This is a genomic window from Sulfurimonas sp. C5, from assembly GCF_029872055.1.
Taxonomy (GTDB): domain Bacteria; phylum Campylobacterota; class Campylobacteria; order Campylobacterales; family Sulfurimonadaceae; genus Sulfurimonas.
This window is the reverse complement of sequence record NZ_JARXNQ010000001.1, coordinates 385,800-400,524: the sequence shown is the minus strand read 5'-3', so window position 1 is coordinate 400,524 and position 14,725 is coordinate 385,800. Positions and strand designations below refer to the sequence as shown.

17 protein-coding genes are annotated in these 14,725 nt (G+C 33.4%); 10 read left to right on the top strand and 7 right to left on the bottom strand.

The genetic code is table 11. The features are described from left to right. The first annotated feature begins 117 nt into the window (after window positions 1-117). The 9 genes from P6N22_RS01980 (at window position 118) to P6N22_RS01940 (ending at window position 9,823) form a co-directional block, all read left to right on the top strand. A complete protein-coding gene (locus P6N22_RS01980; RefSeq protein ID WP_280329687.1) occupies window positions 118-894 on the top strand; it encodes an exodeoxyribonuclease III in 777 nt (258 codons plus the stop codon). A 423-nt stretch (window positions 895-1,317) separates the two neighbouring features. Beyond that, window positions 1,318-2,010, top strand: coding sequence for a hypothetical protein (locus P6N22_RS01975; RefSeq protein ID WP_280329686.1), 693 nt, complete (start codon window positions 1,318-1,320; stop codon window positions 2,008-2,010). Window positions 2,011-2,098: 88 nt separating this feature from the next. Then, window positions 2,099-2,587, top strand: coding sequence for a hypothetical protein (locus P6N22_RS01970; RefSeq protein ID WP_280329684.1), 489 nt, complete (start codon window positions 2,099-2,101; stop codon window positions 2,585-2,587). Window positions 2,588-2,665: 78 nt separating this feature from the next. Continuing rightward, window positions 2,666-3,526 carry a hypothetical protein gene (locus P6N22_RS01965; protein WP_280329682.1) on the top strand — a complete coding sequence of 287 codons (861 nt, stop codon included), beginning with the start codon at window positions 2,666-2,668 and terminating at the stop codon, window positions 3,524-3,526. A gap of 85 nt (window positions 3,527-3,611) precedes the next feature. Beyond that, window positions 3,612-4,226 (top strand): potassium channel family protein, encoded by a 615-nt coding sequence (locus P6N22_RS01960; protein ID WP_280329681.1) that lies wholly within the window; start codon window positions 3,612-3,614, stop codon window positions 4,224-4,226. Between the two features lie 430 nt (window positions 4,227-4,656). Then, complete coding sequence (locus tag P6N22_RS01955) at window positions 4,657-5,235, top strand: hypothetical protein (RefSeq protein ID WP_280329679.1); 579 nt, start codon at window positions 4,657-4,659, stop codon at window positions 5,233-5,235. 183 nt (window positions 5,236-5,418) lie between these two features. Then, window positions 5,419-6,210, top strand: a complete 792-nt coding sequence (locus P6N22_RS01950; protein ID WP_280329677.1) for a hypothetical protein — start codon at window positions 5,419-5,421, stop codon at window positions 6,208-6,210. A 3-nt stretch (window positions 6,211-6,213) separates the two neighbouring features. Beyond that, complete coding sequence (locus P6N22_RS01945) at window positions 6,214-8,889, top strand: cation-transporting P-type ATPase (protein ID WP_280329675.1); 2,676 nt, start codon at window positions 6,214-6,216, stop codon at window positions 8,887-8,889. A gap of 46 nt (window positions 8,890-8,935) precedes the next feature. Beyond that, window positions 8,936-9,823: a DMT family transporter gene (locus tag P6N22_RS01940; RefSeq protein ID WP_280329673.1), complete on the top strand. Its 888-nt coding sequence runs from the start codon at window positions 8,936-8,938 to the stop codon at window positions 9,821-9,823. Here P6N22_RS01940 and P6N22_RS01935 read toward each other — a convergent pair. Genes P6N22_RS01935 through P6N22_RS01920 form a run of 4 tightly spaced genes read right to left on the bottom strand, consistent with a single transcriptional unit; the run spans window position 9,817 to window position 11,845 of the window. After that, window positions 9,817-10,215, bottom strand: coding sequence for a DUF1566 domain-containing protein (locus tag P6N22_RS01935; protein ID WP_280329672.1), 399 nt, complete (start codon window positions 10,213-10,215; stop codon window positions 9,817-9,819). The two genes, P6N22_RS01940 and P6N22_RS01935, sit on opposite strands and share 7 nt — an antisense overlap. A gap of 2 nt (window positions 10,216-10,217) precedes the next feature. Next, window positions 10,218-10,748: a carboxymuconolactone decarboxylase family protein gene (locus P6N22_RS01930; protein ID WP_280329670.1), complete on the bottom strand. Its 531-nt coding sequence runs from the start codon at window positions 10,746-10,748 to the stop codon at window positions 10,218-10,220. A 1-nt stretch (window position 10,749) separates the two neighbouring features. Next, window positions 10,750-11,337, bottom strand: coding sequence for a YeeE/YedE thiosulfate transporter family protein (locus P6N22_RS01925; protein WP_280329668.1), 588 nt, complete (start codon window positions 11,335-11,337; stop codon window positions 10,750-10,752). Next, the gene (locus tag P6N22_RS01920) at window positions 11,330-11,845 is read right to left on the bottom strand and encodes a YeeE/YedE thiosulfate transporter family protein (protein ID WP_280329667.1); all 516 of its coding nucleotides are present in this window, start codon (window positions 11,843-11,845) and stop codon (window positions 11,330-11,332) included. The genes P6N22_RS01925 and P6N22_RS01920 overlap by 8 nt, the downstream gene beginning before the upstream one ends. Window positions 11,846-11,934: 89 nt before the next feature. On the opposite strand from P6N22_RS01920, the gene P6N22_RS01915 reads away from it, so the two are divergent. Continuing rightward, window positions 11,935-12,612, top strand: a complete 678-nt coding sequence (locus tag P6N22_RS01915; RefSeq protein ID WP_280329665.1) for a MerR family transcriptional regulator — start codon at window positions 11,935-11,937, stop codon at window positions 12,610-12,612. Between the two features lie 6 nt (window positions 12,613-12,618). Here the strand turns inward: P6N22_RS01915 and P6N22_RS01910 are convergent, their stop codons facing one another. Genes P6N22_RS01910 through bioV form a run of 3 tightly spaced genes read right to left on the bottom strand, consistent with a single transcriptional unit; the run spans window position 12,619 to window position 14,725 of the window. Beyond that, on the bottom strand, window positions 12,619-13,647 hold the full coding sequence (locus P6N22_RS01910; protein WP_280329663.1) for a coproporphyrinogen III oxidase: 1,029 nt from the start codon (window positions 13,645-13,647) through the stop codon (window positions 12,619-12,621). A 1-nt stretch (window position 13,648) separates the two neighbouring features. Continuing rightward, window positions 13,649-14,182 (bottom strand): molybdopterin adenylyltransferase, encoded by a 534-nt coding sequence (mog, locus tag P6N22_RS01905; RefSeq protein WP_280329661.1) that lies wholly within the window; start codon window positions 14,180-14,182, stop codon window positions 13,649-13,651. A gap of 15 nt (window positions 14,183-14,197) precedes the next feature. Next, window positions 14,198-14,725 (bottom strand): pimelyl-ACP methyl ester esterase BioV, encoded by a 528-nt coding sequence (gene bioV / locus P6N22_RS01900; RefSeq protein ID WP_280329659.1) that lies wholly within the window; start codon window positions 14,723-14,725, stop codon window positions 14,198-14,200.

The window sequence follows — 14,725 nt, the reverse complement described above, 5'->3', positions numbered from 1 at the left end:
TTAGCTGCGATAACTCTGCGTTTTCTTCAGCAGAAGGCTCGCGCACCTTTGATGCTTTCTTTCAATATAATTCTTCTGAATAAAACTCATTTTATATAACTTTACAAAAGGCAAAAAATGTCAGATTCAATCGAAATAATTTCATGGAATGTTAACGGTATCCGTGCAGTTGCAAACAAAGAAGCCCTCAAATGGGTAGATGAAAGAGATCCAGATATAGTATGTTTTCAGGAAATCAAAGCACTAGAAGATCAGATCCCTGAGAATATGTTTGAAAAGAATTACCTTGAAAGATATGTCAACCCAGCCGAGAAAAAAGGTTATAGCGGTACGGCAACGTACACTTCTTTATCAACTACCCTTACATCAACAGCGAACCATATTGACCTTTTAAATGAAGGACGTATTGTTGAAACACACTTTGATGACATAGTGCTTTTTAATGTCTACTTTCCTAACGGTCAAAAAGATGAAGACAGACTAAACTATAAAATGGAGTTCTACGACAGATTTCTAGAACATTGTGAGGGTTTAAGAGAAGAAGGTAAAAGTATTATTATCTGCGGAGATGTTAATACCGCACACCGTGAAATAGACCTTAAAAATCCAAAGGCAAATTCTAAAACATCAGGATTCCTGCCAATCGAGCGTGCCTGGATCGACAAACTTTTAGAACATGGCTATATAGATACTTTCAGATATGTTCACGGTGATGAATTAGACAGATACAGCTGGTGGTCGTATCGTGCCAATGCAAGACTCAAAAATGTTGGATGGAGAATTGATTACTTTTTTATCTCTGAAGATTTGGCAGAAAACCTGGAAGACGCGTTTATACTTGACTACATCGAAGGTTCAGATCACTGCCCTGTCGGAATTAAAATAGCACTATAATTCTATAGTGCTACTACCTAATTTCACCTCTTAGCCCAGCCTATATAACTTTGTTCTGTTTTTATACTGTAATGTTTAAATCGTATTTTGTCTCTCATAATATCAAGTAATTTTTTTGCCATAATCTACTCCTGATATATTTGTCATTTTGCTAAACTATTACGATTTTTGCTTGATATCTTGACATTTTGATAAGATATTACAGATATACGTTAATAGTTATACATAAAAAACGATACAAAAATCTTTAAAATATGTTATAAAATATTGCAATTTGTCATCTTTTTATATTATAACCCCTTAGTTGGAATGTTTAACATAACTTAATAGTATTACACTTTAAATAATACGATATTAAGTAGTTTTATAGCTAACTTGTATATAATGCACTACTAATAAATAGTTAAATCTAAAAGGAAACTAATGACAGAAAATGAAAAATTGACACTCTTGCTAGCTGTAATTAGTATTATTGTGAGTCTATTCACAATTTATATTTCTACAAAAAATGCTGAAAACAGTAATCGCTTGGCAGAAGAGGCTTTGAAAATTTCTCGTCAATCAAATGAGATTTCATTGGGTTTAGTTAAAGAACTCCCTGCAATTGAAATAATTACAGAAAATAAAAAGTTTGATTTTACTAATACCAATACTTTGCAAGAAGATTTGAAAAATGTTCTAACAATTAAAAATATTGGAAAAGTTCCTATTGATGCACTACATATGGAAGTGATTGGAATCACACCTTTTACCTATCCATTGGATGAACCTAATGCGGTAATGAGACCTCTTCCCTCTATATCTATTTCAATTCCATTTGATGCAATGCTACTTCCTAATGCTTTAGCTCACGTTGATTTAAGACTTCCGATCATGAAATATTTATCCAAGTTAACTATTCATGACCAAACTATTCCATATACGTCAATGATTAATATTGTTTTAGCTCCAAAATCAATTAATGAAAATACGCCATCAGGTATCTCATCTAATGTAACTACCAAAGACCGCATTCTAGTTACAGTTTTATTTAAACCATCCATTCTTTCAGAAGAATTTTCCAAAAAGATTCTGAAAAATGAAAAAATAATACATAGAATATTTTCACCAGATTGAGAAATTTAACAAACCAAAGGAGACCAATCAAAAACTCGGGGCAGCTTTTTGATTGCTCATTTTAAATGTTATGTAAAAAAGGAAAAATATGCCTGAAGAACAACCGAAGGAAGTCGAAAAAAATATTTACGATGTTTTACATCGTATTGTTGGCATTGTTGGAACTATAGTTTTAATACCAGTAATAGTAATCGTCGTTCTTGCATTTGGGTACTTGTTAATCATATCAGGTGCAATTGATGAAATTTCTCCATCAGCAGCATCAACTATTCAAAGCACTATGATGGAAGTTTGGAGAGCTTTACTTCCAATAGCAAATAAAGCCATTTCTGTTCTCTCTCCTATTTTGGTACTTCTCATTCTTGCAGGAATTGTCCGATGGATAGCACCACCTGAAAAATTGAACCTTGCCAATATTACTGAAAACTTACCTGCATTTTTAGCTGTTTTTATAGTAGCTACAATTTGTTTGCTGCCATTGCTAGGCATGGAAATACCAAATGTTCTTAGTAACATTGCTTTGGTTGTAGTCGGCTATTATTTTGGAAAGTTAAAGATTGGTACGAGTAGAACATAACAAATCATTGGAGCTAATAAATTACCCTGCGGGCAATTCATTGGCTCATTTTAAACGTTATACATAAGGCATCAAGCAATGAATATTAAATTTAAATTTTTACTTATATTATTAAGTAGCGGATTTTTACTTTATTTTATAAATGCAACATTATTTCCAGTTTCTGACAAACAGAATAGTAAAGTTTCTCAGTATTGGTTCCAACAGGCATATTTTAGAAATGAAATATATTTATATTTAGATAAAATGAAAGAACAAAACTTATTACAAAAATTAAAAATTCACTCTAAAGACTTTAAAACAAAAAACAATATTAATACCATAGAATATTTAAATATGTACAATGAATATATTGCTCAAATGCAACAATTGTCAAGAATGATATTAGAACTTAATAGAAATGCTCAATTTATAATGGATGACATTGTATTTATATTAGAAAATTTAAATATAGATGATATATCTAAAAATGATTCAATACTAATTAAAGAAATTAATAAGAGTATCAAACAGCTAATTTTAATTAGGGATAAAATAGAAAAACAAAATAAAGAAATCAATGATTTACGAGTAACAATTAAACAACAATCTGTTCAGTCTAATAATAAAATCAACCAATTATCAAATGAAAAGGATAAGACAAAAAAATTAGTAGATTCTGTAATGGCAGAAATACCATTAGTAATACTAATTGGTAAAATTAAATATAATTCAAAATTTGGTTTAAAAAAACCAGATTACCTTCTTGAACCTATAAGAAGCTATGGGGAAGAGATTATATCTTTAAATAAAAAGTATGAAAAATTACTAATTATTTACAATAAACAAATTTCTCAACAAAAAATAGTAAATCATATTGCTAATTATTTAGTATATTTATTATTTATTGGATTACTTTTATATGAAGTAAAGGCAAGTCATAGATTAGAAAATAACTAATGTATAACAAATCAGAGGAGCTAATAAATTACCCTGCGGGCAATTCATCAGCTCATTTTAAACGTTATAAGAACATAGGAGTATTATGAAATTAGTAAAATATATTTTATCACCGACACTAGCACTAGCAGTTGGACTAAAAAGTATATTTGATAAAACGAACACTATAAAAACTCTAAATTCCATATATTTAGGAATTGCATTAATTAGTGCCACTTTATTAGCTATGTTTAATATAACAAGAGACGTTTTAATCAATGATGTTGGACTAATATTGCTAATCCTTTGGGGCTATTTTTTAATGTCAAGGAATAATGAAATATTCATTGCTTTTCTAAATGATGCTTTTGATAAATTAAATAATAGTATAAATAATACTAGCCTTTCTATTTCAGATAGAATAACCTTGTCTTTAAAAAGCTATCTTGAACTAATTATTAACTTTGCAATCATTTACTTCTTATTACCAATGGAATTTTGGAAAGACTGTAATTCACCAAACAATATAGAATCTAGTATATATTTTAGTGGAGTAACAATAACTACCTTAGGCTATGGAGATATATCTCCTTCTCATTGGTTCCCTCAATTTTTGACGGTATATGAAGTATTTTGTGGATTTATTTTACTAATTGTATGTTTTACAATTTATACAAACATGAATAGTCATAAATGTAGTAAATGCAGTAAAGACTTATAACAAATACTAGGAGAGAAATAAGTAGCCTAGCGGCGACTTATTTCTCAAGATAAACGTTAGTCTTACACTTTACACAAGGAGAAAACACAATGAATCTTTTCATAATAGCATTGGTTGCTACTTTGTTCGCTGCCGTACCTACTTGGGCTGAAAGTTTAACTGGGCCTCAGAAAAACGCAGTTAGATCTGCTAAGCAATATCTTAGCATGCAAGGTTTTTCGTGCAAGGGCCTCATTGAACAACTTTCATCGAGTTACGGAGACAAATACACCGTGGATCAAGCAACTTACGGAGCACGGCAGGCAGATGCTTGCCAATAGGCAAAAGCCTAACAAATCACAGGAGACCAATCAAAAACCCGCGAGCGGCTTTTTGATTGCTCATTTCAAACGTTATCAGTAGAGCTGAATTTAAAATATAAGGAAGTATAGTGAAAGAATATGAATTAAGTGATTTAAAAAAAATAATTTATGATAAAGTGGCTTTATTTTTTACTTTAATATTAATAGGTTTTGTATCTTTATATTTAATAGATAGTAAAAAAAAAGACATTGCATATGAGCAAGCATTAGCACTTAAATATTCTGACTATCAAATAGAAACATATAAATCTGCAAACGTTGTTACATACCATTTCAACATAGCATTATATGTCTTTTTGAATATACAAGATGACGATGATAATTTTAAAGATAAAATGTATCAAGTAGAACAAGAATTTAAAAAGTTATCTATAAGTGTTGAAGAATTAAAATTATTAGTTGTCCAAAATTTACCTTTTTTATCTCCATATAGTGTGCAATCAATATACTTACCATTATTAGAGGATTTAGAATCATTTGATGGTGAAATGTTAAAAGTAAAGAATGATTTTACTAAAGCAAAAAATATAGCTAAACAATTTATAGATAAAATAGAAAAATATAGAAGTATTTTATTATTAACAGACAAAATTTTTGTAAAAATTGAATCAAACAATCTTGATTCTATAGAACTATATTCAAATTAATTTTGATAACAAATCATTGGAGAGAAATATATGACCCTACGGCTCAAATATTTCTCAACTTAAACGTTACCTCGAACACTACGCATCCGAAATTAAAAACATATCATCTAATTAAAACACACAACGCAAATTATCTAAAATTTGTGTACAATAGACAGATATGCTTTTTAAAGGGATATATCTATGCACGTCATTACTCTTATAAACGGTTCATTAAGTTCTCAAACCTCCTCTATATATGCCCTGCACTATGCAAAACAATTAAATCTCCCTCTTTATATTCTTCATGTGAAAGGGAAAGACTCTCTTGAAGAAGTACAAAAAAGTGCCGATGATCTATTTGCTTTAGCACAAGAGAAAGATGTAGAATCTAGCTTTACGATCTTTGATACACTAAATGAGCTTACAACCTTTATAGAACAAAAAGATATAGATATGATATTTTGCTCTACACGATACAAACATTCACTCTTTGATCCCTCCTTTGTACAAATACTCATACATAAAAAACTAAAAGTAGATTTTGCAATTGTAAAGGTGTTAAATACAGGCTATGCCAATCGTGTAGAAAATGTGGTATTACCGATCAGAAGTTCAAAACTCTCAGTAAAAAAATTTACTCTGTTTTCTACATTCGTCTTGGGATACAATGCAAAAGCAGAGATCTATTCCATAGATAAAATATACAAATCAAGTTTTTTTGAGAAGACAGAAACAACACGCTTAAAAGAGATAATATTTCATCTGAGACACTATTTTAGACTTGCTAATATGCTTAACTTCAAATTCTCCCTCAAACACGATTTTGCTTACGGAGAAGGAAAAATGGTTCGTTCCCATATTGGCCGGAATAAATTTGATTTGGCAATTGTGGGAGCACATACAAGTTCAAGTTTTTTCTTCTCCCACCCAATAGATACCTTGTTTGAAAACCCTCTTATAAATACCGTCTACTTTATCCCTTACGAAGAGTAGCCGATGTTACCTTTTAAACTCTCACATGAAACGCTTCTGCATCAGTTCAGAACACAAAGAGAAGGACTTAACAGTTCTGAGGTTTCAAAAAGACTTAACGAATTTGGAAAAAATCATATAAAAACGACTAAAGAGAAAAATTATATTTATGAATATTTTAAACAATATATAGAGTTTTTCCCTATTTTACTTGAGATTGCAGGCATACTCGCTTTTATTGCACACCATTATCAGCCTCATGAGGGAAACAATATTTTAGGCTTTGCAATATTTGGTGCAGTCTTTATTAATGCCACTTTTACCTTTTGGCAAAACTTTAAAGCCGATAAGGCGATGGAAGCCCTACTCAAACTTATGCCCACAATTATAAAAGTCAGACGAGAAGGTACATTACAGGAGATCGATGCAAGTGAAATAGTACCCGGAGATATTATAATTTTGGAAGAAGGTGACAAGATTGCGGCCGATGCGGTACTTCTTGAAGCTGCTGAACTCTATATAAATACATCTTCACTCAACGGAGAGTCAAAACCTTCAAAAAGAGAACTCCACCCAAATACAAATGCAAACCGTGCGATTGAAGCAAAAAATATGGTTTTTGCAGGTACAAGCGTTGTCAGCGGAAGCGGTGAAGCGGTAGTGATTTCTACAGCCATGGCAACCGAATTTGGCAAGATTGCAACTATGACCGGAACTATTGAAAAAGGTCTTACACCTCTTGAAAAAGAGGTAATCAATATGACTAAAATCTTAACAGCCTTAGCCTTGTTTGCTGGAGTCATATTTTTTATTCTCGGAATATTTTCAGATAAAGGGATTTTAATAGCAGCTATCTTTGCCCTCTCTTTAATCGTTGCAAACGTTCCAGAAGGACTTTTACCGACTATCACACTTTCTCTCTCTTTAGCTTCACAGCGTATGGCAAGACGCAACGCTCTTATAAAAAATCTAGCTTCTGTACAAACACTCGGTAGCGTTACGACTATCTGTACAGATAAAACAGGGACTTTAACAAAAAACGAGATGACTTTACAAGAGATCTATCTAACAAGCGGTGAAGAGATCTCTATCAGCGGCAGCGGTTATGCTACCCAAGGGGATTTTACAATCATAAACGAAAAAGACAACTCCAAAGAGCTTTTAAAAGGTTTTCTAGAAGCCTGCTGGTTTAACTCACGTGCTACGATAGAAGAAAATCAGCCTATCGGTGATCCGACGGAACTTGCACTTGTAGTAGCGGCACACAAATATAATCTCGAATACAGGTTTCATAAAATAGCCGAAAAACCTTTTACAAGCGAACGAAAAATGATGTCCACTTTTGGTCAAGTGGACTCTAAAGAGCTTCTTTTTGTTAAGGGGGCTGCGGAGATTATTTTTGAAAAATGTTCCTACTACAGAGACAGCGATGGAGTCAAACCCTTTGATCAAAATGCTCAAAATACAATGGAACAAGCTTTAGAGAAACTGGAAAACAAAGCTTACAGAGTTTTAGCCATTGCCATTAACGATCAAAACAATGAAGAAAATTTAACCCTTTTAGGTTTAAGTGCTATTATGGATGTTGCTCGTCCTGAAGTAAAAGAAGCACTTGAGACATGCTATAGTGCAGGAATTCGAACAATTATGATTACAGGAGACAATCCAAATACCGCTGCAGCTATTGCCAAACAGATAGGTTTACGTTTTGACGGAGTTATCAGCGGAGATGATGCAGCAGCACTCAGCAATGAAGAGCTTCAAAAAATTCTTATGGAAAAAACATATATTTTTGCAAGAATGGCTAGTAATCAGAAACTAAAAGTAGCAGACGCTCTTCAGGCAAACGGTGAAGTGGTTGCCATGACGGGTGACGGAGTCAACGATGCGCCGGTGCTTAAAAGAGCCGATATCGGTATAGCTATGGGAAGTGGTACCGATGTTGCCAAAGAAGCAAGCGATATGGTTTTACTTGATGACAACTTCAACTCTATAGTAGCAGCTATTGAAGAGGGACGAACTGTATACTTTAATATTAAAAAATTTGTCACTTATATCCTCTCCTCAAATGTTCCGGAGATTGTCCCATATATTCTTTCCTTTTTTCTAAAAATTCCAAATCCATTATCGGTTATACAAATTCTCTCTATCGATCTCGGTTCAGATATGCTTCCGGGACTAGCTCTAGGAAGTGAAAAGCCGGAAAAAAATATTATGAAACGACCACCCGTTGGGAAAAATGAAAAAATACTCGATTGGGAAGTATTTAAACGTGGTTACTTTTTTGTAGGTATCATCGAAGCAAGTGCTGCTATGTTTGCATTTATTACATTTTTACTTGCTCACGGTTGGCAATATGGAGAAATTCATTTAAATGATCCTGTGTTTCATGCCCAGGCAATGACCATGACTCTTCTTGGAGCTGTAACAAGCCAATTGGCAAATGTTTGGACTATGAGAAGTTGGGATTTTAATATTTGGAATATGAGTTTGACTTCAAACAAAATGCTGCTATTTTCTAATGTTGCAGTTTTCATTTGGATTTGGGCAATGCTCAATGTTGAGGCAATACAAAAAATCTTTAATACGGCGTATATACCGCTTTCCGATTTATGGATCCTTATACCCTTTCCTATACTCGTCCTTGTATCTCATGAAACCTATAAATTCATAAGATTGAAAAAGATACAATCACAATAATAAAATACTTAAACGATAAAAGGAAAAACAAATCAAAACTTACTTTTTGATAACTTTATGTGTACTGTTTTGGTCTATAAACTTTGTACTCGGGAGATTTATCAAAGATGACATAACTCCGTTAGAACTGGCATTTTTTAGATGGTTTTTCGTCTTTTTAATAATCTCGCCTATCTTAATAAGCAGATATAAAAACATAGTACGTGCTTTCAAACAAAATTTTATAATTTTAACTGTCTTGGCAATACTTGGAATTACAACTTTTAATACCCTGTTATACATAGGCTTAACAGATACAACTTCTACAAATGCATTGATTATCAACTCAACCGTACCAATCTTAGTACTTGTATTGTCCTATTTCATCTTACAACAAAAGATAAACTTCCATCAAACTACGGGAATACTCTTATCAACTGTAGGGGTAGTGTTTTTAATGCTCAAAGCCGACATTGCAAACATATTTGTTTTGGAGTTTAACAGAGGTGATATTCTTATTGTTATATCTGCAGTCTCTTGGGCTTTATACTCTGTTTTGGTAAAGTTCAAGCCAAAAGATTTAAATGATTTTGAATACTTTGCCACTATAGTGACTATAGGTCTGATCTTCTTATTGCCATTTTATCTATCTGAGGGGTATTCAGTTCAAAAAGAGTTAGAGGTCTTACAAAACAACTATTTAGTCTTTTTGTATGTATCTGTTTTTGCATCGATAACATCGTACTATCTATGGCATTACGGGATCGATCAGATTGGTGCATCAAAGACGGCACAGTTTACTCACCTGATGCCTGTATTTGGCATCATTTTAGCTTCCATATTTTTAAAAGAAACCTTGGAAAATTATCATCTGCTCGGCGCTGCTTTGATCGCCTTAGGGATATATCTGTCTTTATTTTATAAAAAAGGGAAAGAAGCAAAGCTTTTTCAATGAAGATCCCGTACACACATAGTAGCATACTCTTCACACGTATCGCTTGCTGAAACAAAACCGTTGCCGCTAAATATAGTAAATATATTATACTCATCTTTTGGATCGGAATCTTTGCTCCAAAAGACATTTTCAGTGAAATTGTGAAACTTCTTTTTAAGTGCAGTATTCTTTGACAAGCTTATTAGCTCATCTTTAGTAGGTAGTCTCCAATCTCTGTGTCCTGCAAGCTGAAGCTGCTTGCAGTAACCGTTTGCAAGTTTCCAAATTTCTACAAGTGCTTCATTACTATCTTCCCATTCTAGTTTATTTTTAGTGTCTTTAACCGTATTCTCTTGAGCATTTAAACTAAATGAAAAAACTAACAACAAAACAACAAAGAAATTTTTTACCATATTTACTCCCCTAATCCAAAAACGTTTGACATTGTATTGATATAATTAAAATACCCTACTATCGCAACTGCCTCAAGAATCTCGTGCTTACTCCAACCTAGTTGATATAGGTGTTGATGATCCTCTTGCATAATTTTATAATTATCTTTTTGCGAAGCTCTTATACAAAAACGAAGAAGTTCTTTCTCTTTCTCTTCTACCTGCATAGCATCGATGCCGTTTAAAATAGCTTCTATTTTCTCTTCACTAAGTCCTAACATTTTAGCTATGTTCTTATGAACTCCGACACACATTTTACAGCTATTTTCTTTAGAGATTAGTAATGCGATAGCTTCTTTTATGTCATAACTGAGATATGTCTCATCCAATAAGAAAGACTGCACCATATTATCCGTCGCAAAATATATCTTTTCATCAATAGCCAAAAGTTTAAAAATCTCACCTAAACTGCCTGTTTTTTCTAAAATCGGACGTGCTTTTTCCTGAATGTCCGTACTCATCTCTTCAAATTCCGGTAAATCTATATATGCCATTTTATTTCCTTGTATTAATTTTTTCTTCTTCAGCTTTATCTACATAATTAAGCGTCGGCAACATATATGCTCCAATAAGCATGATAATTCCAAAACCTATTGTTATTATACCACCATACTCGATCGCAAAATCAGGTAATCTAATTTGTCCATAATCCGGACCCAATATACTTTTTATAAATGGAAAACTGTATGTAAAAATCAGTCCGCCTATCATACCGCCTATAACTCCTACAAAAGCATCTATTCTACCCTCTGATACAGATACGAAAAATGCCGATGGACATTTGCCAAGCATTACCAAACCTATACCAAAGATTACTCCGCCTAAAATCAAACCGCCTATGATTGCAGTTTTCGGGCTAAATGTTGCATAACCGTTTGCTACGAGTATATAAAAACCTATACTTGATATTCCTACAGTCGTCATCGCCATACGTATAGCTAAAGTGTCTTCAAAAAGTAAAAACCCTGCCATTTTTTCAAATTTATCCAGTCTTGAATACATTATGATAAGTCCAAATAAAAAGCCTATGAACAATACTAAAGCTATAGAGCCGTGTTCTTGATTTTGTACTAATTCAAACATCTTTTTTAACCTTTTTCTTGTAAAAGAACCTGCCAAACAACATTCCCGTTCCAAGAGCTACTATTGTAAATACAAAACCGCTCACAGCCATTTGTGATCCGCCTGAAAGTACATGACCTGCATTACATCCACCTGCTAGTCTTGCTCCAAACACTAAAAGAAAACCACCAATAAAACTCCAGAACATTCTTGATTTTACAGAGGTGTTTTTTCTCTCTTTCCATAATGTTGGGATGCAACTGATTCTAAAACTTTTTGTAAGTACTAAAGATGTAAATAGTCCACCGATAAATACGCCTATAAGCATTACTGCTTCCCAAGAACCTACTGTTTTAATCTGTTCTACATATTCATATTTTGACTCATCTAAACCAAATAAAATTGTCGATAGATAGGCCATTCCTGTAGATGCACCTATAGGACGGTCTGCACCCCATTCCGAAAAAGTGAAGATAAATAATATACTCATCATTATCCCACCTACCCACCACGGTATATATCTAGGCATTCATTCCTCCATAAAAATAAAAAGCGTAAAGTAACACTTAACGATAAAATTATATGCTATAATTCTTAACTTTTATTTAAAGGCAGTGTATGGAATATAAGATCTCAGAGGTAGTGACAAAAACGAATGTTCCAAAATCAACTATTCTCTACTACATCAAAGAGGGTTTACTTCCTGAAGCAAAAAAAATTAAAGCGAATGTACATAAATACAGTGATGAGCATATAGAATTAATCAAATATATAAAGTATATGCAAGAAAGTATGGGAAGCTCTATTGAGGAGATCAAACTCGCTTTAGAGAAGAAAAACGATTCTTTTTCAGGCTCTTATGCCATGCTCGCCCCTCTTATGAATACACTTAGCGGTGAAAGCGGTTTTGAACAATATAAAAAAGATGAGTTCATAGAACATTTCGATATCAATGTAGAGCTATTAGAAGAGCTTTTAAACGATGAGATCATACTCCCTATACATGAGAATATCTTTACAAAAAAAGATGCTACTATCATAACACTAGTTGAGCATTTTTTAGAAGTTGGAGTCAGTTATAACATACTCAAAGAATATCTCTCACATGCACAAAAACTAGCAAAACTTGAACAACAGATGCAAAAAGAGCTTTGCGATGTAAAAACGGAAGAGAATTTTTCGCTGCTTTGGAAAATCATGTTTGATACACTCTTTAATGCCAAAGAGTATATCTTTAATCGTTCTACTTATAAACTACTTAAGCAGTCGCTGAAAGAGGAGATAAACTCCAAATAGGAGTTTTTACTGGTGATTTTGTACTGTCGGCGGTACAATCGCACCTGAAGCCTGCATAGAGATAGCTTCAGGATATGTTTTGTAGTGAGTTCTGACTGCATTTGCCAATCTTTTTTTTACACTCTCTTCAACATTAACTACACCCTCGCCTAAAGCTTCTATAATACTTTCTAAAAGTTTGTCTTGTGGTTGAGGCATCAATTCTATCCAACTTTTAAGCAATTCAACATCTATATGTGATGGGATAGAGCCCATAATACCAACATCGTTTTGGTCATGTACTAAAAGTCCCGATGTAGTTCCGCGATCAAGTGTTAAAACTTGGAAAAGATACGTTGTATGATAAGCCAACTGTTCTTTTTGATCTGCTTCATTAATCTCTGGATTATTTTCAATTGCCGCAGAGATGATAGAAATATACTGATCGATTACTGCTTTACCAAAACTAAGTGCAAAAGTCCTGTCAATTACAAAATCACCGCTACTGAAGTTTTCTAAATAAAAATGGCTCACTCCACGAGTTCTTTTTAAAACGGGGATATGAAAATAGCGATCCCCTTGTGCACTTCCCTCTTCATAAAATGGTCCGCTTGCCTTATATAGCATTGCTTCAAAAGCTTCTTTATCATCTTCATTAGCAATTGAAGGGTTGAGATCAGCCATCAATCTCCAGTACATCTTTCCATCTCTCATCTCTGTCAGGGAAATATGCATATGCATCGACGGTACTCTTGGGTTTTTCGGATGGATAATAGTAGAGATAGCAGTTGCAGAGCTTAATTTTTTTGTTTCATCATCATCGTAATGTACTTGAGAAACATTTACAGAACCTCTGTTAAAAATACTTTTATCACGTGCTTCATAACGGCTTCCACCACCATGATTTCCATTATCGCGTAACCACTCCACTTTCTCAAAAGGTTTATTTTCACCAAACTTTTTACTTACTCCACTTAGTTGGCTTGCAAAGTAAGTTTGCAATTCTGTAACTACATTTAAAGCGTCCTCTGCATATTTGGATTTTGCGAGTATCATTTTACTTTGCCTTTGGTCTGAATGCTTTGATTACATCTTCATTTGTTTCGATGTACGGACCTTCGATCAAGTCTATACAATAAGGCACTGCAGGGAAAACTGCATCTAAACACTCACGAATTGACTTTGGTTTTCCAGGTAGGTTAATAATAAGAGATTTCCCTCTAATTCCAGCAGTTTGTCGAGATAAAATAGCTGTTGGAACATACTGAAGACTTACTTGACGCATCAATTCACCAAAACCGGGCATCATCTTGTCACAAACATTTTCAGTAGCTTCTGGTGTAACGTCACGCGGTGCTGGACCAGTCCCGCCAGTTGTTACAACTAAACAGCACCCCGCTTCATCACATAGCTCTTTCATTGTCGCTTCAATATGATCTTGTTCATCAGGAATACATCTGTAAACAATTTCAAACTCGCTTTTTAAATAATCTTTCATAGTGTCTTGAATCGCCACACCAGAGATATCTTCATAAATCCCTTTACTCGCTCTGTCACTAGCTGTAATTACACCTATTTTAATTTCACTCATAATTGTTTTCCTTTCTTAGTTCATTTGTAAAAAATGGTTTGCTCTTTTGATCGAAGTTACATTCGCAACTTGCCTAAAAAACTGGTATGCACCGTGCGGGTCTATAATTTTATCTTCAAAACCGAGATATACTTCTATCACTACACCTGCATCAACTATTTTCTGCAAAGATTCTAAATCCCATTCATACTCTAATAGTGTTTGTAAATCGTCTATTGTATCTGTATCATTTGTTTTGACTATTTTTTTCTCATACGGAGCAAAACAAGAATCTAAAAAGTTTTGCAGATATACTTCTTTATTTTTTTTGTACGACATCAACTGCAAACGCTTAAATTTCTCATCTTTTGTTTGAAAAAAAGCAGGTGAAAAGAGTTGCAGGGTATCTACCCTTTTTGACTCTTTAAGAGACTGTTGTACAGCTTCAAAAGCTTTTATGGCACCGTAACTAAATCCACAGACAGCATATTCACTATTTTTTATATATGGTTGAAACAGGTATGCTTCATCCTTTAAAGAAAAACCGCTAAAGAACTGAGCCAT

Bases quoted from the DNA above. Each gene is read 5' to 3' on its own strand.
- P6N22_RS01980 (WP_280329687.1), top strand. From the start codon at position 118: ATGTCAGATTCAATCGAAATAATTTCATGGAATGTTAACGGTATCCGT.
- P6N22_RS01975 (WP_280329686.1), top strand. From the start codon at position 1,318: ATGACAGAAAATGAAAAATTGACACTCTTGCTAGCTGTAATTAGTATT.
- P6N22_RS01970 (WP_280329684.1), top strand. From the start codon at position 2,099: ATGCCTGAAGAACAACCGAAGGAAGTCGAAAAAAATATTTACGATGTT.
- P6N22_RS01965 (WP_280329682.1), top strand. From the start codon at position 2,666: ATGAATATTAAATTTAAATTTTTACTTATATTATTAAGTAGCGGATTT.
- P6N22_RS01960 (WP_280329681.1), top strand. From the start codon at position 3,612: ATGAAATTAGTAAAATATATTTTATCACCGACACTAGCACTAGCAGTT.
- P6N22_RS01950 (WP_280329677.1), top strand. From the start codon at position 5,419: ATGCACGTCATTACTCTTATAAACGGTTCATTAAGTTCTCAAACCTCC.
- P6N22_RS01945 (WP_280329675.1), top strand. From the start codon at position 6,214: ATGTTACCTTTTAAACTCTCACATGAAACGCTTCTGCATCAGTTCAGA.
- P6N22_RS01935 (WP_280329672.1), bottom strand. From the start codon at position 10,215: ATGGTAAAAAATTTCTTTGTTGTTTTGTTGTTAGTTTTTTCATTTAGT.
- P6N22_RS01930 (WP_280329670.1), bottom strand. From the start codon at position 10,748: ATGGCATATATAGATTTACCGGAATTTGAAGAGATGAGTACGGACATT.
- P6N22_RS01925 (WP_280329668.1), bottom strand. From the start codon at position 11,337: ATGTTTGAATTAGTACAAAATCAAGAACACGGCTCTATAGCTTTAGTA.
- P6N22_RS01920 (WP_280329667.1), bottom strand. From the start codon at position 11,845: ATGCCTAGATATATACCGTGGTGGGTAGGTGGGATAATGATGAGTATA.
- P6N22_RS01915 (WP_280329665.1), top strand. From the start codon at position 11,935: ATGGAATATAAGATCTCAGAGGTAGTGACAAAAACGAATGTTCCAAAA.
- P6N22_RS01910 (WP_280329663.1), bottom strand. From the start codon at position 13,647: ATGATACTCGCAAAATCCAAATATGCAGAGGACGCTTTAAATGTAGTT.
- mog (WP_280329661.1), bottom strand. From the start codon at position 14,182: ATGAGTGAAATTAAAATAGGTGTAATTACAGCTAGTGACAGAGCGAGT.
- bioV (WP_280329659.1), bottom strand. From the start codon at position 14,725: ATGGCTCAGTTCTTTAGCGGTTTTTCTTTAAAGGATGAAGCATACCTG.